We start from the raw sequence: 22,386 nt of genomic DNA, 5'->3' as shown, positions 1-22,386 counted from the left end.
TTTTTCTAACACAGTTGATGACCTTTCTCCATATATATATTGTGATTCACCCAATAGGCATATGCCACAATTGCCGATCAAGAGAAAGGGAGAAACGGATATGGAGATTGTTTCTTTGCTGCTTTTGGCTTTTGCTGTCAGCTTGGACAGTTTTTCAGTCGGGTTTACGTACGGTTTGAGAAAAATGAAAATCCCGTTCAAAGCGATTGCCGTGATCGCCTGCTGTTCAGCCTCTGTGATGTTTATATCCATGCTGATCGGCCATTTTCTGACAAAGATTTTTCCCGTATCCGTCACGGAGAAACTGGGCGGGCTGATCTTAATCGGAATCGGGGCATGGGTCATCTGGCAATTTTTTAAACCGGCTAAAGAGCCGGATTACTTATTGCATGAAAAAACGCTGCTTAATCTTGAAGTGAAATCGCTCGGCATCGTCATTCATATTTTGAAAAAACCGACCAGCGCCGATATTGATCGATCCGGAACCATTAACGGAGTCGAGGCGCTTCTGCTCGGTATCGCCTTATCCATTGACGCGTTTGGCGCCGGGCTGGGAGCGGCCATTCTCGGCTTTTCTCCGGTTATGATGAGCGTGACTGTCGGGGTGATGAGCTCGCTGTTTGTTTCACTCGGCATAAACGCTGGGCATTTGCTCTCAAGATGGGATTGGATAGATAAAATGACATTTTTGCCGGGAGTCCTGCTGATTATCATCGGGATTTGGAAAATGTAAGAAGGAGTGGGCTTTTTGAGCTTGGTCATCGGTTTAACGGGAGGCATCGCAAGCGGCAAAAGCACGGTAGCGCGTATGCTGATCGACAAAAAATAACAGTCATTGATGCGGATGTCATCGCGAAACAGGCGGTGGAAAAAGGAATGCCGGCTTACGGACAAATTGTGGAAGCATTCGGAAAAGACATCCTGCTGGAAAATGGCGATATTGACAGAAAAAAACTCGGTTCTATCGTTTTCACTGACGAACAGAAGCGTCTGAAACTGAATCAGATCGTTCATCCGGCAGTGCGTGCGGAAATGCTGAAACAGCGGGATGAAGCCGTTGCGAGAAAAGAGCAGTTCGTCGTTTTGGATATACCGCTTTTGTATGAAAGCGGGCTTGATTATCTTGTCGGCAAGGTGCTCGTCGTCACCGTACCGGCAGACATTCAGCTTAAACGGCTGATGGAGCGGAATTCCCTGACAGAAGAAGAAGCGATGAGCCGGATAACGTCGCAAATGCCTTTAGCGGACAAAGCAAAAAAAGCTGACGCCGTCATTGATAACAGCGGCAGTCTTGAATATACAAAGCACCAGCTTGAGGAAGTATTGAGCGGCTGGGCATAAACAAAGACCGTTCGGAAAGCCGAACGGTGTTTTTCTGGTTAAAAATCAAAATTGTCAGGGTCCGGACCGACACGGAGATTTTCGTTCAGATCATCAATCCGCTTCATATCGTCAGCTGACAGTTCGAAATCAAAGACATTTGCATTTTCTTCAATACGGTGTTTTTTAGTTGATTTCGGAATGGTGATGACACCGTTTTGCAAATCCCAGCGCAAAATCACTTGAGCGGCTGATTTGCCGTATTTCTCAGCGATCTCCTGTAAGACGGGGTGATCAAGCAGCTGCCCTTGCATCAATGGCGACCACGCTTCAAGCTGAATGCCTTGTTCAGTGCAGAAAGCAAGCAGTTCTTTCTGTGTCAGGCGCGGGTGGTACTCCACCTGGTTGATCATCGGCTTGATTTCCGTTTCTTTCATGAGATGTTTCAGATGGTGAATTTGGAAATTGCTGACCCCGATCGCCTTAATGCGTCCATCCCGGTAGAGGGTTTCGAGCGCCCGCCACGCATCGATGTACTTTCCTTCGACAGGCCAATGGATCAAATATAAATCTAAATAATCTAAACCGAGTTTTTCTAAGCTTGTGTCAAACGCTTTTAACGTTTCTTCATATCCTAAATCGGCATTCCATACTTTTGACGTGACAAAAATGTCTTCACGTTTTAATCCCGCTTCTTGCAACCCTTGGCGGATGCCTTCGCCGACACCTTCTTCATTTCCGTAAATCGCGGCGGTATCAACGCTGCGATAGCCGTGCACCAATGCCGTTTTCACCGCGTTGACGAGTTCCGCGCCTTCCTCTACTTTGAAAACTCCGATGCCGAACCAAGGCATCTCTACTCCGTTATGCAATGTTGCTTTTGCTTGTAAATGTGTTGTCATGTGTATATTCCTCCTATTATTTGTCTGTTGAAAAAATCAAAATGCGCTGAAGAAAAACTCACCTCCTTTCAATGGCAGTGCGATCCCGCTTTTCAAGCTTCCGGCTCCATCCGGTTAATACGACCGCGCTGAGCACCATCAGCGCCCCGATCCAAGCGGTATGAATGATTCCGATTGAGTCTGTAATGATTCCGCCGGCAAACGAGCCGATCGCGATTCCGGCATTAAATGCCGCGATATTTAAGGCTGATGCTGTATCAACGGCGCTTGGCGCAAAACGTTCACTCAGCATCACGACATATACCTGAAGGCCCGGCACATTCATAAACGCCAACAGCCCCATGAAAATAATGGTGATCAGCCCGGCTGTTTTAAACGGTGCGGTAAAAGTCAGGACAAACAGCACAGCAGCCTGGACAATGAACATATAAAACAAGGCTTTCAGCGGATTCCGGTTTGATAAACGGCCGCCAATCATGTTTCCGATGGCAATCGCAATTCCGTAAATGAGCAGGATGGCCGCGACGGTTTCTTTCTGAAAACCGGTTACCTCCTGAAGAAGCGGAGATAAATACGTAAACACGACAAACGTTCCGCCGTAGCCTAACGCCGTAATAATAAATAAAAGCAATAACCGGCCGTTTGTGATGAGTTTGACCTGCTCGGAAAATGCGGTTTTCGTCCCTTTTCGCAAATGTGACGGAACGAGAAGCGCGTTTGTGAGGAATGCGATGATTCCTACCGCCACAATGACGGCAAAGGCAATCCTCCATCCGAATTGCTGGCCGAGATAGGTGCCGAACGGAACGCCGGTCACCGTAGCCACCGTCAGCCCCGTGAACATAATGGAAATCGCGCTTGCTCTTTTATGCTCCGGCACGATATTGGCGGCGATCGTTGCCCCGATTGACATGAAAATGCCGTGGGAAAAAGCCGAAATGACCCGTGCCGCCAGTAAGACGCCGATTGAGGAAGCGCTCGCTGCGAGTGTATTTCCGGCGATAAAAATCAACATTACCCAGAGCAGCAGCGTTTTCCGCGACATGCCGGATGTAAGAGACGTTAAAACCGGCGCGCCGAATGTCACGCCCAGAGCATACATGGAAACGGTAAGTCCCGCCGTTGTCACAGGTATATGCAGATCTTGAGATATAAGCGGCAGCAGTCCGACGCTGATAAATTCGGTTGTGCCGATCGCAAAAGCGCTGACGGCTAATGCCAGCAGCGCTGGTAAATAGCTTTGGCGATGTGAAGACATCTATTTTCCTCCTTGAACGATAATGTATGGTTGAAATGATGCCGGGTAAACGATATAAGTATAAGAGTACATTCCTTTTCAGCCGGCAAATGTCATTATGATTGATAGAAGTGTCATTGAAAAGAACGTACTTTTAAGTGCCATAGGCACTTTTTAGTTCCTATAGATGAGGAGGAATTACCGTTGCTGAAGAAAAAATACAATATATCCGTAGAGGCGGCGCTTGAAGTGATCGGCGGAAAATGGAAGTGTGTGATCCTCTGCCACCTCATGCGCGGGAAAAAACGGACAAGCGAATTGAAGCGGCTTATGCCGGACATCACCCAGAAGATGCTGACACAGCAATTGCGGGAGCTGGAAGCTGACGGCGTCATCAACCGGATCGTGTACAATCAGGTGCCGCCGAAAGTGGAATACGAGCTGAGTGAATACGGGCACAGTCTGGAAAGAATTTTAAATGCGCTGTGTGACTGGGGCGCGATGCATATTGCTAAACGGTACGGCGAGGTGTCTTCCGTGTTAGAGGACAGCATTTTAAATGACAAATTTAAAGAACCGGGACAAATATAAGAAAAAAGCAGGCAGCCTGAGACGCTGATCCTGCTTTTTTTATGGAAGAAAGATCATTTTATATGCAAAAAACCGATTGAACAACATATTGATCGGTATAAGGGTGGATTTTTATCAAGTTGTACTGGCGGATTTCTTTTAATGTGTTATACTATATATAAATAAAGGTAAATTAGAGTGGCATATTAAAAAGGGGTGACCTGAGCATGAAGGTAAAAGTAGCAATCAACGGGTTTGGAAGAATCGGAAGAATGGTGTTCAGAAAAGCAATGGAAGATGATCAAATTCAAATAACAGCCATTAATGCAAGCTATCCCCCGGAAACGCTTGCTCATTTGATAAAGTATGACACAATTCACGGCAAATACGATCAAGAAGTTGAGACCGCTGACGACAGCCTGATTGTCAACGGAAAACATATTATGCTGTTCAATCGCCGGGACCCGAGAGAGCTTCCGTGGAAAGAATGCGGAATAGACATCGTTGTAGAAGCAACGGGGAAATTTAATTCAAAAGAAAAAGCGATGAGCCATATTGAAGCAGGGGCGAAAAAAGTCATTTTAACGGCTCCGGGCAAAAATGAAGACGTTACCATTGTCATGGGAGTAAATGAAGAGCAGTTCAACCCCGATGAACATGTCATTATTTCAAATGCATCCTGCACGACAAACTGCCTTGCGCCGGTCGTCAAAGTGCTTGATCAGGAATTCGGGATTGAAAGCGGCCTGATGACGACTGTTCACGCTTACACGAATGATCAAAAAAATATCGACAATCCGCATAAAGATCTGCGGAGGGCTAGAGCGTGCGGAGAGTCCATCATTCCGACTTCTACAGGCGCCGCCAAAGCGCTGTCGCTCGTGCTGCCTCATTTGAAAGGAAAACTTCACGGTCTTGCTTTGCGTGTTCCCGTTCCGAATGTGTCATTAGTGGACCTTGTCTGCGATCTGAAAACAGATGTGTCTGCCGAGCAAGTGAACGCCGCTTTCCAAAGAGCCGCAAAAACGTCGATGTACGGAATTCTTGATTATTCGGATGAGCCGCTCGTTTCTTCGGATTATAATACGAATTCACACTCTGCGATCATCGACGGACTGACAACGATGGTGATGGAAGACCGAAAAGTAAAGGTGCTCGCCTGGTATGACAATGAATGGGGATATTCCTGCCGGGTCGTTGATCTTATCCGTCACGTCGCCGCGCGAATGAAACACCCGTCAGCTGTGTAGACTAAAGATCATGGACATTTGTTAGAAAAAACCCTTAACGGCATATTCGCAAAAAACACACCTTGCAAAATAAACTTAAACACAGTATACTATCTTTCGTGAACTTCTTGCTCGTGACTGCTTCGGAATTACTTAAAGGGTTAGGACCTCTCCGGACTAACTTTCCCCCGTGGTAAATGGCCGGGTCAGTTCTCGGAAATTCACTTTTTTAATTCTTGTTAAGGGGGGTCCATGATTATGGAAACAATGGGGCGTCACGTCATCTCCGAGCTGTGGGGATGCGATTTTGATAAGCTCAATGACATGGATTTTATTGAAAAAACGTTTGTAAATGCTGCTTTGAAATCAGGAGCTGAGGTGCGCGAGGTCGCATTTCACAAATTTGCACCGCAAGGCGTAAGCGGAGTCGTTATTATCTCTGAGTCACATTTAACGATTCACAGTTTTCCTGAACACGGATATGCAAGCATTGATGTTTATACTTGTGGAGACCTGGATCCTAATGTGGCTGCGGATTACATTGCGGACGCATTACATGCAGATACAAGAGAAAACATTGAAATACCGAGAGGAATGGGGCCTGTACAGATTAAACAGGCACAAGCGAAAGTACTGTAATTTTCAAAACGCAAACACAAGGGAGCTAAGCTGAAAAAGCCATTACGCGCTTTGAAGCTGATGCTCCTTTTCTAATGTAAAAAAACAGCATTGCTTTTTCTTTAAGCATTTTTTTGTAAAATAGAAAAGATAAGGCCGGTCTATCGGCTCTCCCAACAAATAGGCTCATCCTAGAAACGTTGGCGGGCATTTACCGGAAGCTTGCGAACCGCATTACAGCAACGAAACAGATGGGAGCTGATCCAATTTGAAATGTCCTTCATGCCAGCATAACGGTTCCCGCGTACTTGATTCACGGCCTGCGGACGAAGGGAAATCAATCCGCAGAAGGCGGGAATGCGAAGCCTGCCATTACCGCTTCACTACATTTGAGAAGTTTGAAGAGATGCCTCTGATCGTCGTGAAAAAAGAAGGCGTCCGGGAAGAATTCAGCCGTGAAAAAATGCTGCGCGGGTTAATTAAAGCTTGTGAAAAAAGGCCCGTTCCTTTAAAAACATTGGAAGACATGTGCTTTGACATTGAAAAAGAGCTGAGAAACCAAGGCGTATCTGAAGTCAAAAGCGAACTTGTCGGAGAAATGGTAATGGACCGCCTGGCGAAAATCGATGAGGTGTCTTATGTCCGCTTTGCCTCCGTCTACCGGCAGTTTAAGGATATAAACGTGTTTATCGATGAATTGAAAGATTTAATAAAGAAAGAACGCTGAGAGAGCTAAGAGATTGTGTCTGGCTCTTTTCTCATGAGCAAAATTGGCATTTGATAGATCGCAGAAACGGTGTAAAATGAGAGTAGAAACATATCGGAAGGTTTGAGAATCATGGCTGACTATTGGAATGACGTATTGCCTGTAGATCCTTATACGGTCAAAAGCCGTTCGCTTCTTCAGGATGTCGACAGACAGGTTTTGACACATCTGTACCAGCCGCTGATCGGTTCTTTTGCATTCTCCCTTTATATGACCTTATGGGGGGAGCTGGAGCAGAACCGCTTGTGGGGAGCGGAATCCACGCACAGGCAGCTGATGGGCATGATGCAGTCAAATTTAAAAAAGATTCATCATGAACAGGGAAAGCTTGAAGGAATCGGGCTGCTGAAAGTGTATATCCGGGAGTCCGAGCAAAAAGAGCGGATGTTTATTTATGAGCTGCTGCCCCCGCTCAGGCCGAATGATTTTTTTGAAGACGGCATGCTGAATGTCTTTCTTTATAACAGAGTCGGTAAAACGAAATACCAGCAGCTGAGACAATTTTACACGCACCCTTCCGTCGGCGCGGGCGCAAGGGAAATTACCCGTCCGTTTAATCACGCTTTTGCCTCTTTTCAGCCGAGTGAATGGAAAATGACGCCTGATATGGAAGAGGCGATGAAGCTCCCCGAGGACTATGAGACGGCGTCTGTCGGACAAGCGCCTTCCTATACGGTGACGGAGGAAGTGTTTGATTTTGAGCTGTTTTTGGCGGGGTTATCAGAAACGATGATACCGCGCAAATCAATCACACAGGATGTGCGGGAGAGCATTAAAAAGCTTTCATATTTATACGGAATAGATCCTATCTCCATGCAGCACGTCGTCATGACCGCAATTAATGAACAGGATACGATAACGGCCGAAGCGCTGAGGAAAGCGGCCAGCGACTGGTACCAAATTGAAAGAAGCGGCAAGCTTCCGGAACTGATTGATAAAACACAGCCTGTCACCTTGAGAGAAAACCGGACGGAAAAGGACGATTCATTGAACGGCGAACTCATCGCACAACTTGAGACCATATCACCGAGAAAGCTTCTTCAGGACATTGCGGACGGGACCGAGCCGTCAAAAGCCGACCTGCAGATCATCGCCGATATTATGTTCGAACAAAAGCTTGAGCCCGGCGTCACCAATGTGCTGATTTATTATGTCATGCTGAAAACGGATATGAAGCTGTCCAAAAACTATATCCAAAAAATCGCCGCCCACTGGGCCAGAAAGAAAGTTAAAACGGTACGGGAAGCAATGAAGCTCGCAATCGAAGAGCACAGGCAATATCTTGATTGGGCGGACGGCAAAACAAACGGCGCGGCGCGCGGCAAAAAAACCGTCCGGGAAGAAAAGCGCCCTGATTGGATGAAAGAAGAAGAAACCGGGAAGAAACAAGAACAGCCGGCTCTTTCCGCACAGGATCTTGAAGAACAGAAGAAAAAATGATGGAAGAAATGAAAAAACTGAAAAAATACTCTGCCTATTGAGACAGAGAAGCGGGGTGATATTGAATGGAACCGATCAGCCGATCCTTAGAAGGCGTGACGAAAAGACCTGACTTTCAAAAACGCCTGGAACGAATGCAGCAGCAAGTCATGGCCGACGAAGACGTCCAGGCTTTTTTGAAGGAACAGAAAGATGTAATCAATCAAAGCATGATTGACAGAGGGTTAAATAAACTGTACGAATTCGTTCAGCAAAGCAAACAGTGCGCCTTCTGTTCGAAAGACAGCCGGACGAACAGCCTGCTTGAAGGCTACCATCCGAAGCTTGTGATCAACGGGCGTTCCATTGATATTGAATATTACGAATGTCCGGAAAAGAGAAAGCTCGACCGCCAGAAAAGGCAAAAGTCCCTGATGAAGAGCATGTATATCCAGCAGGATCTTCTCGGCGCGACGTTTCAGCAGATCGACATTACCGATCCGAGCAGACTCGGCATTTTCCAGCATGTGACGGATTTTCTGAAGAGCTATAATGAAACGGGAAAAGGCAAAGGCCTGTATCTGTACGGAAAATTCGGAATCGGAAAGACATTTATTTTAGCCGCCATTGCCAACGAACTGGCGGAAAAAGAGTATTCATCAATGATCGTATATGTTCCCGAATTTGTCAGAGAGCTGAAAAACTCGCTCCAGGATCAGTCGTTGGAGGCGAAACTGAATATGGTGAAAACGACGCCCGTACTGATGCTTGATGACATCGGAGCGGAATCAATGACAAGCTGGGTCAGGGATGAAGTCATCGGCACCGTGCTTCAGCACAGAATGAGCCAGCAGCTTCCCACTTTCTTCTCGTCTAATTTTTCACCAGACGAGCTGAAGCATCATTTTACGTATTCACAGCGGGGAGAAAAGGAAGAAGTAAAAGCGGCAAGACTGATGGAGCGGATTTTATATTTGGCTTCGCCTGTCCGTCTTGGCGGGGAAAACCGCCGCCGTTCATGATGCCGGCGTCCAATGGGAAGGATTTGAGGGAATGAGGAATAAGAAGGCTGTCACTTGGGCTGCGGCTGCGGCGGGAGCGGGTCTTTTGCTGTGGGCAAATCGAAAATATCTGAATCTGTCGCCTAAGGAGATCCGGCTGTGGGTGTTATCGTTCGGTGTTTTTGCGCCGCTTGTGTTTATCGGAATTTCCATCGTCAGGCCTTTTGTGCTGTTTCCCGTATCAATCGTTTCCGTCGCCGGAGGATTGGCGTTCGGCCCGTTTTTCGGCACCATGTATACGCTGGCGGGCTCAATGGGCGCTGCCGCCGCGTCTTTTTTTGCGGCGGGGCTGTTTGCCTTTAATGAGAAAAGCCGTCATGGAAAAATGGAAGCCATTCAAAAGCAGATGAAAACCAATGGCTTCTTTTATATTTTTATCTTGCGCATTCTGCCTGTTAACTTTGATGTGATCAGCTATGCCGCAGGCCTATCGAAAGTCAGGCCGGTAACGTATTTTTTGGCGACCGCAGCGGGCATCATTCCGGGGACGATCGTCCTGAATGTGCTCGGCGCGAGCTTTATGTCCGGCAATGTGCTGACCGTACTCTGCGTGATCTGTCTTTACGTCGTATTTTTATCGCTTCCCGTTATATTTAAAAAGAAGGTGCGTCATTTGTTCGGCGGTGAAAGCTAACCTTTACGTCTATTTTAAAAACATCCCCCATATACTTGTAACAGATGCCGTAAGGGGGGACAAATATGCTTGAAGTGATCTTTGAAGATGACCACGATACCGCCGCTTTTTTACATCTCATTCAGCAATCGGACGACCGGAGACATTTTATTGTCCGTGAAGGCATAAAAAAAGTCGGAATCGCAAGGTCTGAAACGGCTTTTTGCGTTCAGCGCTTTATTGAGCCGATACTTGTCAGGTTTTTTTGGAATGCAAAGAAGACGAGCATATGCTTTCGCTTATTGAGGACGCATACTGCTTCACCGATCAGGATGAACAGCAGCAAATCCTTCAGCTTGCACACAGCATTATGGAAGGAGAGCTTGAGGATCACCCGTTTGAGCCGAAGAAAGAGCCGCGCACACAGTTTATTTCAGATGCGCTCCGGACGATTTCACTTGATGCGGGTGTTTTTCCGTGCGTTCGTTTCAGACGTTCCGGCTCGGCAGGTATTATGAGAGGCTCAGAGAATACGCGGAGGCTGCGATAGATGAATACCGGATGGAACAGGAATATCAAAACTTTATCCAGTCTCTGAGAGATTATGTGACATCCAATCCGCCGCGGATGAAGAAAGTCCGCATCGTACATGACCGGGCTTTTACGCTGTGGGAGCTGCGCTATGTGTCAGAACGGGAACAGAAAAATACATAGACAGACGGTTTGTGCGGGAGCACCCGATGTATATAGATTCCCATCTCCTTGCGCCGCTGATCTCCATTGCGCCTGAGACGGTAGAACTGTATACGGACAAACCGGAACATATGATGTCCAGAACGATTCAAAACGTGTTTCAGGAGAGGGTGCGCCTTTTTCCGCTGGGCGCGTTTGCAGCCGAGAAGACGGAAGGATAGCCGCTCGGACGGCCTTGCGTAAGCGGCAGGGCTGTCTGTGCGAAATCAGACGGAAAACCGAGTTGCATTTTTCTCACAGACATTTTATAATACATAAAAGATTAATGATTGCTACACGTATTGATAAGGACATGAAGCATTGATACCGGCTTTATAAGAGAGGAGAGCCCAGGCTGAAAGCTTTCCAGCAATGGATCATTGTCTTTACCGCCTTTGAACTTCAGCTGTGAACGCCGGAATAAGCGCCAGTAATAGCTGACGGGAACTCCCGTTACAGAGTTTAGAGCCGCAGGTGCCGAAACAATCGGCCGCGCGGAAAAAAGGGTGGAACCACGATTCCGTTTATTTAACCTCGTCCCTTTCATAGGGGGCGGGGTTTTTGATTTGCATAAAAAAAGGAGTGACGAAGATGTCAGATATGATCAACATCACATTTCCGGACGGAGCGGTAAAGGAATTTCCGAAAGGAACAACAACAGAAGATATCGCGGCATCCATCAGTCCGGGATTAAAGAAAAAGTCTTTAGCCGGAAAACTGAACGGACAGGAAATTGATTTAAGAACGCCGATTCAAGAGGACGGTGCCGTAGAAATCATTACAGAAGGCACAGAAGAAGGTTTGAACATCATGCGGCACAGCACTGCGCATTTATTGGCCCAGGCGATTAAACGCATTTATAAAGATGTGAAATTCGGAGTCGGCCCCGTCATTGAAAACGGGTTCTATTATGACGTTGAAATGGAGCAGGCGCTGACGCCGGATGACCTTCCGAAGATTGAAAAAGAAATGAAACGCATCATCGGTGAAAATCTGCCGATCATCCGAAAAGAAGTGAGCCGTGATGAAGCAAAAGCCATGTTTGCGGAAATCGGCGATAATCTGAAGCTTGAACTGCTGGATGCGATTCCAGAAGACGAAACGGTCTCTATTTATGAGCAGGGCGAATTTTTTGACCTGTGCCGCGGCGTGCACGTGCCGTCTACAGGCAAAATTAAAGAATTTAAGCTGCTGAGCCTTGCGGGCGCATACTGGCGCGGCGACAGCAAAAACCAAATGCTTCAGCGCATTTACGGCACGGCTTTCTTTAAAAAGAATGACTTAAAAGAGCATTTGCGCATGCTTGAAGAAGCGAAAGAGCGTGACCACCGAAAACTGGGCAAAGAATTAAAATTGTTTGCCAACTCTCAAAAAGTCGGACAAGGTCTGCCGCTCTGGCTGCCGAAAGGCGCGACCATCCGCCGCGTGATCGAGCGCTACATTGTGGATAAAGAGCTGAGCCTCGGTTATGAGCACGTCTATACGCCTGTCCTCGGAAGCAAAGACCTGTACGAAACATCAGGGCACTGGGATCATTATCAGGATACAATGTTCCCGCCGATGGAAATGGACAATGAAACACTCGTGCTCCGGCCGATGAACTGTCCTCACCATATGATGATTTACAAGCAGGACATTCACAGCTACCGCGAGCTTCCGATCCGGATTGCAGAGCTCGGAACGATGCATCGTTATGAAATGTCCGGGGCGCTTTCAGGTCTTCAGCGCGTACGCGGCATGACGTTAAATGACGCGCACATTTTCGTCCGCCCTGATCAGATTAAAGAAGAATTCATCCGCACGGTCCGTTTGATTCAAGACGTATACGAAGACTTCGGCCTGAATGATTACACATTCCGCCTGTCTTACCGCAATCCTGAAGATACGGAAAAATATTTTGATGATGATGAGATGTGGAACAAAGCGCAATCCATGCTGAAGGCGGCAATGGATGAGATGGGGCACGACTATTATGAAGCGGAAGGCGAAGCGGCGTTTTACGGCCCTAAGCTTGACGTGCAGGTGAAAACGGCGATCGGCAAAGAAGAGACATTGTCAACTGTACAGCTTGACTTCCTTCTTCCGGAACGCTTTGATCTCACTTACGTCGGAGAAGACGGCAAACAGCACCGCCCTGTCGTTATTCACCGCGGCGTCGTGTCAACGATGGAGCGTTTCGTTGCTTTCTTAATTGAAGAGCACAAAGGCGCCCTTCCGACATGGCTTGCGCCGGTGCAATTCCAAGTCATTCCTGTATCACCGTCCGTGCATCTTGACTATGCGAAAAAAGTGCAGGAGCGCCTGCAGCGCGAAGGCCTGCGTGTCGAGCTTGACAGCCGGGACGAAAAAATCGGCTATAAAATCCGTGAAGCGCAAATGCAAAAAATCCCGTACATGCTTGTGGTCGGTGACCAAGAAGCGGAAAACGGCGCGGTAAACGTCCGGAAATACGGCGAGCAGAAATCAGAAACCGTCTCATTAGACGATTTTGTGAAAAAGGCTGTAGCCGAAGCGAAAAAATAACCGGAAATACAAAAACCCCGTTCATTCAGAATGGGGTTTTTTAGCGTATAAAATTATCTTTCTTTTTGTTTCTCTATAATCGCAAACAGCTCGTGAAGATCGCTGATCACGTAATCAGGCGCAATGTCCGTATCATTTTTCTTTTGCGTCCGGTTTATCCAGACTGTCGTAATGCCTGCCCGTTTCGCTCCCAATATATCAGTATTGAGGTTATCTCCGACCATCATGGCGTCTTCTTTTTTCAGGTTCAGGAGGCCGAGGCAATGTTCGAATATGGAGGCATCGGGTTTCCCTTTTCCGAAAGCGCCTGAGATGACGATTTCATTAAAATAAGGCGCGAGCTCAGGAACGCCGGCGAGTTTTTCTTTCTGCAGGCTGGGATCGCCGTTTGTCAGCAGAAGCAATTCATAAACACCTTTCAGCTTATCAAGCACCGCAAACGTTTCATCATACACATACGGACGCTGTCTGCGTTCCGCCGCGAAAAACTCCGCCAAATATTCGCCGTAAGCCGCATCGTCTATACCGACGCTTTTTAAGCCGTTCGTCCAGGCGTTTCGTCTGTATTCCGGCGCAATCCGATTCAGCTGTTTAAATCCTTCGCTGACCGGCTCGGAAAAATTCGCCCACAATCCTTCAAACGGATTAATGCCGATCATGACCGTATAAGGATAGGTTTCGTATGACATATACAATTCCCGTGCCGCTTTCCGAACCGCCTCTTCAAATGTATGCGGGTCAAGGCCATATTTTTTTTCCGCTTGTAAACATGTTTCCCTGAATGTTGTTCTGACGCTTTTTTCATCCCATAACAGTGTATCGTCCAAATCAAAAAATACGGCTTTCATGATCTTCTCCTCTTTGTTATATTCTGAAACTCTCTGCCGCAAGGCTCCCGTTTATTCTACAATAGATACATAGACTGTGAAAGATGTTTTCAGATGATTTGAAAAAAACAGGCAGGTTTGTGTCAGATTCTGTCTCAGGCTCTAAAACGTGATAAAATACAATTTGAAAGAACAGGTGAAAAGTATGCTGCATTTGATCATCATGATGCTGGAAAGAGTCGGAATTATCGTCATATTGGGATTTGTTCTGGCTCATACCAGATTGTTCAGACAGGCGCTCCAGCAGCCTGAGAGCTATAAAGGCAAAGCGGTGCTGATTTCAATTTTCTCGCTGTTCAGTATCATCAGCAACTATACGGGAATAGAAATTCAGCGGAATACAATCATGAATAATGACTGGGTGTTTCAAATTAATCCGTCCGGTTCAATTGCCAATACAAGAATTATGGGCGTTGAAATCGGCGGACTCTTAGGCGGCCCGTATGTGGGAATCGGCGTCGGCATACTGGCCGGCCTGCATCGTTTATCACTCGGCGGCGCGACCGCAGTCAGCTGTGCCGTCTCATCCGTTTTAGCGGGCATTTTGTCCGGCTGGATCGGACGGTATTTCAGAAAACGCTATGCGATGCCGACACCGCGTGTGGCCGCGCTTGTCGGACTCGGAATGGAATCGCTGCAAATGCTGCTCATCCTCTTGATGGCCAAGCCGTTTTCTGATGCTTGGACGCTTGTGAGCATCATCGGCATCCCGATGATATTGGTAAACGGGTCAGGGACTTTTATTTTCTTTCGATCATTCAGTCGATTATCCGGAAGGAAGAACGGGCGAGAGCCCTTGAAACCCATAGGGTGCTGATGATTGCCGATCAGACGCTTCCGTTTTTCCGCCAGGGGCTGAATGAAAGCTCATGCAAAAGCGTCGCCGCCATCATTCACAGGCAAACAGGAACGGACGCGGTATCGCTTACGGATAACGAAAAGATTTTGGCGCACGTCGGCGCGGGTGCCGACCATCATATTCCGTCTGAAAGCCTGATCACCGGATTGTCAAAACGCGTCATTAAAACGGGTCATATTATGAAAGCGACATCAAAGGAAGAAATTGAATGCACGCACGATCCCTGTCCGCTGCATGCGGCGATTGTATTGCCGCTGACGTCAAACGGCAAAACGATCGGGACGCTGAAAATGTACTTTAAAAGCCCGTCAGGTTTAAGCCGGGTTGAAGAAGAGCTTGCAGAAGGACTCGCCATGCTGTTTTCCACTCAGCTTGAACTCGGCGAGGCGGAACTGCAGAGCAAATTGCTGAAAGACGCAGAAATAAAGGCGCTTCAAGCACAGGTCAATCCGCATTTTCTGTTTAATGCGATCAATACGATTTCTGCACTTTGCCGTACGGATGTGGAAAAAACCCGAAAGCTTCTGCTGCAGCTCAGCGTCTATTTCCGTTCCAATCTGCAGGGAGCAAGGCAGCTGCTCATCCCGCTTTCTAAAGAACTGAACCATCTGCAGGCGTATTTATCATTGGAGCAGGCCCGTTTTCCCGGGAAATATAAAATCAGTCTTGAAATCGAACGCGGTTTGGAGGACATCGAAATTCCTCCTTTTGTGCTGCAGATTCTCGTCGAAAATGCGCTTCGTCATGCATTTTCAAGAAAGCAGGACAGCTGTGCAGTCAATGTCAGCGTGGTATCCGCCGGTCAGTCGGTTTTAATGCGGGTTGGAGATAACGGGCGGGGAATTGATCCGGAATTGCTGTCCGTGCTCGGAAACCGTCCGCTCCCGTCTAAAGAAGGGACGGGAACCGCGCTTTACAATTTAAATCAGCGGCTGATCGGGCTGTTCGGCCCACAAGCAGCCCTGCGATTGGAAAGTGAGGCCGGCAAAGGTACGGACGTATCATTTGAGCTGCCTTTGAAACTGATGACTAAAGGAGAAGAACATGCTGAAGGTGTTAATCGTTGATGATGAAATGCTGGCAAGAGATGAATTAGCTTATTTGCTGAAACGGACGAATGAAGTAAGTGACATAAACGAAGCTGAAAATATTGAATCCGCTTTTGACAGTATGATGGATCAAAAACCGGATCTGCTGTTTTTGGACGTTGATTTGTCAGGAGAAAACGGATTTGACATTGCCAAACGGCTGAAAAACATGAAAAATCCGCCGGCCGTCGTTTTTGCGACGGCGTATGACCAATTTGCTTTAAAAGCTTTTGAAGTCGACGCGCTCGATTATTTAACGAAGCCTTTTGATGAAGAAAGAGTGCGCCAGACGATCAGAAAGTTTAAAAGAGTGAAGCTGGACAGGGCAGGAGCCGTCTCGGAGCAGCCGTCCGCAGCCGGAGCGCATAAACTGGCTGTATCAGCCGGTGAATCTATTGTCATTTTAGATACGAAGGACATTATTTACGCCGGCATGGAGGACGGACACGTTTCCGTCAAAACGTTTGCCGCGTCTTATTCCGTTCATGAAACTTTGGCGGTCATTGAGAAAAAACTGCCTGATACGGGTTTCTTGAGAGTGCACCGCGCGTTCATCGTGAATACGGAGCATATTACGGAAATTCATCCGTGGTTTAATTCGACTTACAATCTGATCTTAAAAGACGGCTCTAAAATTCCCGTCAGCCGTACATACGCCAAGGACTTAAAAAAGCTGCTTCATATTATATGAGGCGGCTTTTGCATTTCAGCAGCCGTTTTTTGCATTTCAGAATGAATATTCAGCCGTTTGTTATGAAAGCGCTTTAAAAAGCGATTTCTCTTTTATAATGGACCTAACAAAGAGAAAGAGGTGAAGAAAATGAGTGCGAAAAAAGTGTACGGATTTCTGACACAAGCATTTATTTTTGCCGTAATTATGCTCATATCTAATGGGATTGCAGCGATTGTTCCCATTCCTATACCCGCTTCCGTAGTAGGTTTGGTGTTATTATTTGTCCTCTTATGCCTGAAAGTGATTAAGCTTGAACAAGTAGAAACGCTGGGAACATCATTAACGTCACTGATCGGATTTTTATTTGTCCCGTCGGGCATCTCCGTGATGAATTCACTTGGCGTCATGCAGCAGTACGGCGTGCAGATCGCACTCGTCATCTTACTCGCCACCATCATTCTGTTAGGGGCGACAGGCCTTTTTTTCTCAGCTGATCTTGTCTGTCAGCCAAAAACGTCAGAAGACTGCTCCTGAAAAACAAACGGTGCGCCGTTCCAATCAGGAAAAAGAACTTGTGCAGCATTAGGAGGGAAATCGGATGAGTCCATATTTCGGTATTGTCGTTTCACTTGCGGCCTTTGGCATCGGCACGTATTTATTTAAAAAACGAGAGGCTTTTTCCTCTTCACCCCGCTGTTTGTCGCGATGGTGCTTGGAATCCTTTTTCTGAAGCTCGGCGGTTTTTCATATGAAGATTATAAAAGCGGGGGAGACATTATTAAATTCTTCCTGGAGCCCGCGACGATCGCTTTTGCCATCCCTTTATACAAACAGCGTGACAAACTGAAAAAATACTGGTGGCAGATCATGTCTTCTATCATTGTCGGCTCTATCTGCTCAGTCACGATTGTCTATTTGATCGCAAAAGGCATTCATCTTGACGCGGCCGTTATGAAAAGCATGCTTCCGCAGGCGGCGACAACGGCAATTGCCCTTCCGCTGTCAAAAGGGATCGGCGGCATCACCGATATCACCGCTTTCGCCGTCATTTTCAACGCCGTTATCGTCTATGCTCTTGGCGCTTTATTCTTAAAACTGTTTAAAGTAAAGCACCCAATCTCTAAAGGACTGGCTCTCGGCACATCAGGACACGCACTCGGTGTTGCGGTCGGTATTGAGATGGGGGAAGTAGAAGCGGCAATGGCAAGTATCGCGGTTGTCGTCGTGGGAGTGGTGACGGTGCTGGTCATTCCGGTATTCGTTCAGCTCATCGGAGGATAAACCCGGGTTATAGACCCGGGTTTTTTATTGTGTTGGCACGCCCGCGGGCGGCATATAACGAAATTTCACATTTTTCCTTGCGCTCACCCCGGCATCGTGTTAAAATGAAAAAGTTGATCCGGAGAAGTCATTCTTGACTAATGATCCGGTATTGTGTAGAATAGTTATTGAATTGAATATAAATCACAAGCAGAGGCACCCGCTTCTCACCTGATTGACACATTCATGTAGTTGGCAGGTTGACCGTACATTTTTATTTATGCAGATGTTCGTAGTGTGGGTGTGTTGTCATGCCCGCACTTTTTGTTTGCCTGCAGAATGCAGTCAAAAAGCGTTGTGAATCAATTCGAAGAAACTATGGAGGTGGCTCATTATTAGCAAAGATCAATTGGTTAATGAGGGTATCCGTGCACGTGAAGTTCGTCTGATCGGACAAAATGGCGATCAGCTCGGCATCAAGTCCCGTCAGGAAGCACTTGAAATCGCCGGCCGCGCAAATCTTGACCTTGTGTTAGTTGCAGCAAATGCAAAACCGCCTGTCTGCCGCATCATGGACTACGGTAAGTTCCGATTCGAGCAGCAGAAAAAGGACAAAGAAGCACGCAAAAATCAAAAAATCATTAACTTAAAAGAAGTTAGATTAAGTCCGACGATCGATGAGCATGACTTTAACACGAAATTGCGCAATGCGATTAAATTCCTTGAAAAAGGCGATAAAGTGAAAGCTTCTATCCGCTTTAAAGGGCGCGCAATCACTCATAAAGAAATCGGCCAGCGCGTATTGGACCGTTTCTCTGAAGCATGTGCGGAAGTTGCGACAGTCGAAACAAAACCAAAAATGGACGGCCGCAGCATGTTCTTAATGCTCGCGCCGAAAAACGAAAAGCAATAAGGAGGAAATCCCATGCCAAAAATGAAAACTCACCGCGGATCTGCTAAACGTTTTAAAAAGACAGGTTCTGGGAAGTTAAAACGTTCTCATGCATACACAAGTCACTTATTCGCCAACAAATCCCAAAAGCAAAAGCGTAAGCTTCGCAAGGGTGCTATTGTGAGCGCAGGAGACTTCAAACGCATCAAACAACAGCTTGCCAACATCAAGTAATCGGACAAGGAACAATTAGGAGGGAAATCTAATGCCAAGAGTAAAAGGCGGAACTGTTACACGTAAGCGTCGTAAAAAGGTTCTTAAATTAGCAAAAGGTTATTTCGGTTCAAAACATACATTATACAAAGTAGCAAACCAGCAGGTCATGAAATCAGGAAACTATGCATTCCGTGACCGCCGTCAGAAAAAACGTGATTTCCGTAAGCTTTGGATCACTCGTATCAACGCTGCTGCACGTATGAACGGTCTTTCTTACAGCCGTTTAATGCACGGTCTTAAGCTTTCAGGCATCGAAGTAAACCGCAAAATGCTTGCTGATCTTGCTGTAAACGATCTTACTGCTTTCAATCAGCTTGCTGATGCTGCTAAAGCTCAGTTAGACAAGTAAGTTGAAAAAGCCGCTCTCTTTCCGGGAGCGGTTTTTTTACGTAAAGGGTGACAATCAATGGCTCTCTTCATTTACGCCGTATTGATAAACGGATACGGCTTTTGGATCATGGGCGCTGATAAAAGAAGAGCAAAGGCGCACAGGTGGAGAATATCAGAGAAACGAATATGGCTCACAGCCGCCATGTTCGGCTCACTCGGCGTATGGATCGGCATGCGCACCTTCAGGCATAAGACGAAGCACAAATCCTTTTTATACGGGGTGCCGCTGCTTTTTCTCACTGAAGCCGCCCTTGTGCTCATGTATTTGATGTATAAAAATAAAAAGCAGGAGAGCTTATCGCTCGCCTGCTTTTTTCGCTTTTTTGATGGGCTGGTCCCAATCAATCTTGCAATTCGGGTACCGCTCCAATACCTTTTTTTCGACTTCTTCAAAATCACCTGCAGAAAAGCGGTTCAGCTTTTCCGGATTTTCGGTCCATACAAATATCGTATGGATAAACAGCGGATGATCTTTGGAAGGGATATGCTTTTCTCCTTCAAAGAGCACTCCTTTATAAGTAAGCTGGAGATTTTTTCGCGTGTTTTTCTGTTCGTCAATAAAATAAAAATTCTCTTTTGATTGCGCCAGTCTGAGCCTTCTTTTCGGGTTTGCGTAAAATTTGACGCACATGTAAATAAAATAAATAAGAAGTGCAAGCAAGACAATCCTCAATACTGTAATGGCCATATGTGTGAAGGCACCTCCTCACCTTTGTCATGATCTGATGTAATACGAAAAACAAAACAAAAAGTTTCATTTTTTTAAAGAAATAGATAAAAACATTTACCCGTTTTTCAGGCGAATTAATCGTATGCTTCAGCATTGGTTTTGTATAATAAGAAGGGTAGTGAAAAAAAGGAGGTTTATTGATGACAAAATTAGATGAAACGCTCACCATGCTGAAAGCGTTAACGGATGCAAAAGGGATACCGGGAAATGAGAGAGAAGTAAGACAAGTGATGAAATCATACATAGAACCATTTGCCGATGATGTCACAACAGACCGGCTGGGAAGTTTAATCGCCAAAAAAACCGGCAAAGAAAACGGTCCGAAAATCATGATCTCAGGGCATTTAGACGAAGTCGGTTTTATGGTGACGCAAATCACTGATAAAGGCTTTCTCCGCTTTCAAACCGTCGGCGGCTGGTGGTCTCAGGTCATGCTGGCCCAGCGCGTCACCGTCGTGACAAAAAAAGGGGACATCACGGGGATCATCGGTTCGAAACCGCCTCACATTCTGCCTCCTGACGCCAGAAAAAAAGCCGCCGATATTAAAGAGATGTTCATCGATATCGGGGCGTCCAGCCGTGAAGAAGCAATGGAATGGGGCGTTCTTCCGGGTGACCAGATTGTGCCGTATTTTGAATTTACAGTGATGAACAATGAAAAGCATTTATTGGCGAAAGCATGGGACAACCGTATCGGCTGTGCGATTGCCATCGATGTATTAAAAAATCTGAAAAACAGTGATCACCCGAATGAAGTATACGGGGTCGGAACGGTTCAAGAAGAAGTCGGGCTGCGCGGGGCGAAAACAGCGGCACATACGATCCAGCCTGATATCGCGTTCGGTGTGGATGTCGGAATTGCCGGAGATACACCGGGAATTTCTGAGAAAGAGGCGCAAAGCAAAATCGGTGAAGGGCCGCAAATTATTCTGTATGACGCGTCAATGGTATCTCACAAAGGGCTGCGCGACCTTGTCGTGAACACGGCGGAAGAAGCGGGAATTCCGTATCAATTCGATTCCATTGCCGGAGGGGGCACGGATTCAGGTTCCATTCATTTAACCGCAAACGGAGTGCCGGCGCTGTCCATTACGATCGCGACGCGCTACATTCACACTCATGCCGCTATTTTGCATCGGGATGATTATGAGAATACGGTAAAATTGATCACAGAAGTGATTAAAAAATTAGACCGGGAAACGGTTGACCGTATTACTTATCAATAAAGATACGGAAGAATCTGCTTTTTTAAGCAGATTCTTTTTTTGTCTGTACAAATATGAGCCGTGCGTCTACAATAAGAGAAGACATAGAAAAATCTGACAACATGTTTTTGAAAGCGCTTTAAAAAGGGAGGTTTACAAATGAAAAACAGATTCAGACGCATGATCCGCTTTTCATGCGCAGCCGTTACAGCCGGTCTGCTTCTGATGTCTTCATCTCCGGCATCTGCCGCGTTTTGGGGGGCATCAAATGAATTGCTTCATGATCCGACAATCGCGAAGGAAGGAAACACGTGGTACGCTTTCGGAACCGGTTTGGAAGGGGAGAGGGGGCTTCGCGTCTTAAAGGCGGGCAGCGGCGGCGTATGGACCGTTCAGAAATCAATCTTTACTTCCCCGCTGTCATGGTGGGGCAATTATGTGCCGAATTACGGGCTGAATCAATGGGCCCCCGATGTTCAATATTTTAACGGAAAGTATTGGCTGTATTATGCCGTTTCTTCATTCGGCAAAAATACCTCCGCGATCGGTCTTGCATCATCTACAAGCCTCAGTTCGGGAAACTGGAAGGACGAAGGGCTTGTCATCCGTTCGACAAGCGCCAATAACTACAATGCAATTGATCCGGAGCTGACAATTGATAAAGACGGAAACCCTTGGCTTGCCTTCGGTTCTTTTTGGAGCGGCATTAAGCTGACAAAGCTTGATAAAAATACAATGAAACCGACGGGATCACTTTATTCCATCGCTGCCAGGCCGAATAACGGCGGAGCTTTGGAAGCGCCGGCCATCACCTACCAGAACGGCTACTATTACTTAATGGTGTCGTTTGATAAATGCTGTTCAGGCGTGAATAGTACGTACAAAATCGCTTATGGAAGATCCAAAAGCATCACCGGCCCATATCTCGATAAAAGCGGGAAAAGCATGTCTGAAGGCGGAGGGACGATTCTTGATTCCGGCAATGACCGCTGGAAAGGCCCGGGCGGTCAGGACATTGTGAACGGGAATATTTTAGTGCGTCATGCGTATGATGCCGAAAACAGCGGAATTCCGAAGATGCTCATCAATGATATCGATTGGAGTTCAGGCTGGCCTTCCTATTAATTGATCAGCCG

At 46.8% G+C, this 22,386-nt stretch carries 18 protein-coding genes, 7 pseudogenes and 1 other annotated feature; of the genes and pseudogenes, 21 read left to right on the top strand and 4 right to left on the bottom strand.

The window, feature by feature from the left end; all coding sequences use genetic code 11:
• Positions 1 to 100: 100 nt before the first annotated feature.
• Both ytaF and coaE read left to right on the top strand, forming a co-directional pair.
• Complete coding sequence (gene ytaF / locus D368_RS14470; protein ID WP_071391517.1) at positions 101 to 733, top strand: sporulation membrane protein YtaF; 633 nt, start codon at positions 101 to 103, stop codon at positions 731 to 733.
• 15 nt (positions 734 to 748) lie between these two features.
• Positions 749 to 1,341, top strand: a pseudogene (gene coaE / locus D368_RS14465) (dephospho-CoA kinase).
• A gap of 38 nt (positions 1,342 to 1,379) precedes the next feature.
• Here the strand turns inward: coaE and D368_RS14460 are convergent.
• Both D368_RS14460 and D368_RS14455 read right to left on the bottom strand, forming a co-directional pair.
• The gene (locus D368_RS14460) at positions 1,380 to 2,222 is read right to left on the bottom strand and encodes an aldo/keto reductase (protein ID WP_003152464.1); all 843 of its coding nucleotides are present in this window, start codon (positions 2,220 to 2,222) and stop codon (positions 1,380 to 1,382) included.
• A gap of 58 nt (positions 2,223 to 2,280) precedes the next feature.
• A complete protein-coding gene (locus D368_RS14455; protein WP_128574926.1) occupies positions 2,281 to 3,480 on the bottom strand; it encodes an MFS transporter in 1,200 nt (399 codons plus the stop codon).
• Positions 3,481 to 3,663: 183 nt separating this feature from the next.
• Between D368_RS14455 and D368_RS14450 the strand changes: the two genes are divergently transcribed.
• The 9 genes and pseudogenes from D368_RS14450 to thrS all read left to right on the top strand — a co-directional run bounded on the left by D368_RS14450 (position 3,664) and on the right by thrS (position 12,990).
• Positions 3,664 to 4,050, top strand: a complete 387-nt coding sequence (locus D368_RS14450; protein WP_003152469.1) for a winged helix-turn-helix transcriptional regulator — start codon at positions 3,664 to 3,666, stop codon at positions 4,048 to 4,050.
• A gap of 206 nt (positions 4,051 to 4,256) precedes the next feature.
• Positions 4,257 to 5,279, top strand: coding sequence for a glyceraldehyde-3-phosphate dehydrogenase (locus tag D368_RS14445; protein ID WP_063174674.1), 1,023 nt, complete (start codon positions 4,257 to 4,259; stop codon positions 5,277 to 5,279).
• Between the two features lie 237 nt (positions 5,280 to 5,516).
• Positions 5,517 to 5,897: an adenosylmethionine decarboxylase gene (gene speD / locus D368_RS14440; RefSeq protein ID WP_003152471.1), complete on the top strand. Its 381-nt coding sequence runs from the start codon at positions 5,517 to 5,519 to the stop codon at positions 5,895 to 5,897.
• Positions 5,898 to 6,144: 247 nt separating this feature from the next.
• The gene (nrdR, locus tag D368_RS14435) at positions 6,145 to 6,603 is read left to right on the top strand and encodes a transcriptional regulator NrdR (protein WP_003152473.1); all 459 of its coding nucleotides are present in this window, start codon (positions 6,145 to 6,147) and stop codon (positions 6,601 to 6,603) included.
• Positions 6,604 to 6,714: 111 nt separating this feature from the next.
• A pseudogene (dnaB, locus tag D368_RS14430) lies at positions 6,715 to 8,123 on the top strand (replicative helicase loading/DNA remodeling protein DnaB).
• 24 nt (positions 8,124 to 8,147) lie between these two features.
• Positions 8,148 to 9,083, top strand: a complete 936-nt coding sequence (dnaI, locus tag D368_RS14425; protein WP_101562333.1) for a primosomal protein DnaI — start codon at positions 8,148 to 8,150, stop codon at positions 9,081 to 9,083.
• Positions 9,084 to 9,114: 31 nt separating this feature from the next.
• Entirely contained in the window at positions 9,115 to 9,756 is a 642-nt protein-coding gene (locus tag D368_RS14420; RefSeq protein ID WP_070082726.1) for a TVP38/TMEM64 family protein, read from the top strand.
• 65 nt (positions 9,757 to 9,821) lie between these two features.
• A pseudogene (gene ytxC, locus D368_RS14415) lies at positions 9,822 to 10,649 on the top strand (putative sporulation protein YtxC).
• A 409-nt stretch (positions 10,650 to 11,058) separates the two neighbouring features.
• Positions 11,059 to 12,990, top strand: coding sequence for a threonine--tRNA ligase (gene thrS / locus D368_RS14405; RefSeq protein WP_101563115.1), 1,932 nt, complete (start codon positions 11,059 to 11,061; stop codon positions 12,988 to 12,990).
• A 53-nt stretch (positions 12,991 to 13,043) separates the two neighbouring features.
• Here the strand turns inward: thrS and D368_RS14400 are convergent, their stop codons facing one another.
• Complete coding sequence (locus D368_RS14400) at positions 13,044 to 13,838, bottom strand: HAD family hydrolase (protein WP_128574925.1); 795 nt, start codon at positions 13,836 to 13,838, stop codon at positions 13,044 to 13,046.
• Positions 13,839 to 14,022: 184 nt separating this feature from the next.
• Between D368_RS14400 and D368_RS14395 the strand changes: the two are divergent.
• The 8 genes and pseudogenes from D368_RS14395 to D368_RS14360 form a co-directional block, all read left to right on the top strand.
• Positions 14,023 to 15,803, top strand: a pseudogene (locus D368_RS14395) (LytS/YhcK type 5TM receptor domain-containing protein).
• Positions 15,781 to 16,515, top strand: a complete 735-nt coding sequence (locus tag D368_RS14390; protein WP_058906272.1) for a LytR/AlgR family response regulator transcription factor — start codon at positions 15,781 to 15,783, stop codon at positions 16,513 to 16,515. Before D368_RS14395 ends, D368_RS14390 begins: the two are co-directional and overlap by 23 nt.
• A 129-nt stretch (positions 16,516 to 16,644) precedes the next feature.
• A pseudogene (lrgA, locus tag D368_RS14385) lies at positions 16,645 to 17,083 on the top strand (antiholin-like murein hydrolase modulator LrgA).
• Between the two features lie 12 nt (positions 17,084 to 17,095).
• Positions 17,096 to 17,778, top strand: a pseudogene (lrgB, locus tag D368_RS14380) (antiholin-like protein LrgB).
• 181 nt (positions 17,779 to 17,959) lie between these two features.
• Positions 17,960 to 18,090 (top strand) — a sequence feature (ribosomal protein L20 leader region).
• Positions 18,091 to 18,148: 58 nt separating this feature from the next.
• The gene (infC, locus tag D368_RS14375) at positions 18,149 to 18,670 is read left to right on the top strand and encodes a translation initiation factor IF-3 (protein ID WP_071543361.1); all 522 of its coding nucleotides are present in this window, start codon (positions 18,149 to 18,151) and stop codon (positions 18,668 to 18,670) included.
• A gap of 12 nt (positions 18,671 to 18,682) precedes the next feature.
• Positions 18,683 to 18,883 carry a 50S ribosomal protein L35 gene (gene rpmI / locus D368_RS14370; protein WP_003152493.1) on the top strand — a complete coding sequence of 67 codons (201 nt, stop codon included), beginning with the start codon at positions 18,683 to 18,685 and terminating at the stop codon, positions 18,881 to 18,883.
• 31 nt (positions 18,884 to 18,914) lie between these two features.
• On the top strand, positions 18,915 to 19,274 hold the full coding sequence (gene rplT / locus D368_RS14365; protein ID WP_003152495.1) for a 50S ribosomal protein L20: 360 nt from the start codon (positions 18,915 to 18,917) through the stop codon (positions 19,272 to 19,274).
• Between the two features lie 57 nt (positions 19,275 to 19,331).
• Positions 19,332 to 19,580: pseudogene (locus D368_RS14360) on the top strand (DUF1294 domain-containing protein); the annotation flags it as partial.
• A gap of 30 nt (positions 19,581 to 19,610) precedes the next feature.
• Here the strand turns inward: D368_RS14360 and D368_RS14355 are convergent.
• On the bottom strand, positions 19,611 to 20,003 hold the full coding sequence (locus tag D368_RS14355) for a hypothetical protein (RefSeq protein WP_003152498.1): 393 nt from the start codon (positions 20,001 to 20,003) through the stop codon (positions 19,611 to 19,613).
• Between the two features lie 182 nt (positions 20,004 to 20,185).
• Between D368_RS14355 and D368_RS14350 the strand changes: the two genes are divergently transcribed.
• Complete coding sequence (locus D368_RS14350) at positions 20,186 to 21,271, top strand: M42 family metallopeptidase (RefSeq protein WP_007408096.1); 1,086 nt, start codon at positions 20,186 to 20,188, stop codon at positions 21,269 to 21,271.
• A 138-nt stretch (positions 21,272 to 21,409) separates the two neighbouring features.
• Positions 21,410 to 22,375: an arabinan endo-1,5-alpha-L-arabinosidase AbnA gene (abnA, locus tag D368_RS14345; protein ID WP_128574924.1), complete on the top strand. Its 966-nt coding sequence runs from the start codon at positions 21,410 to 21,412 to the stop codon at positions 22,373 to 22,375.
• The last annotated feature ends 11 nt before the right edge of the window (positions 22,376 to 22,386 follow it).

This window comes from Paenibacillus lentimorbus NRRL B-30488 (assembly GCF_000411595.1).
In the GTDB taxonomy this organism is placed as follows: domain Bacteria; phylum Bacillota; class Bacilli; order Bacillales; family Bacillaceae; genus Bacillus; species Bacillus velezensis.
This window is presented reverse-complemented; position numbering and strand designations above follow the sequence as displayed.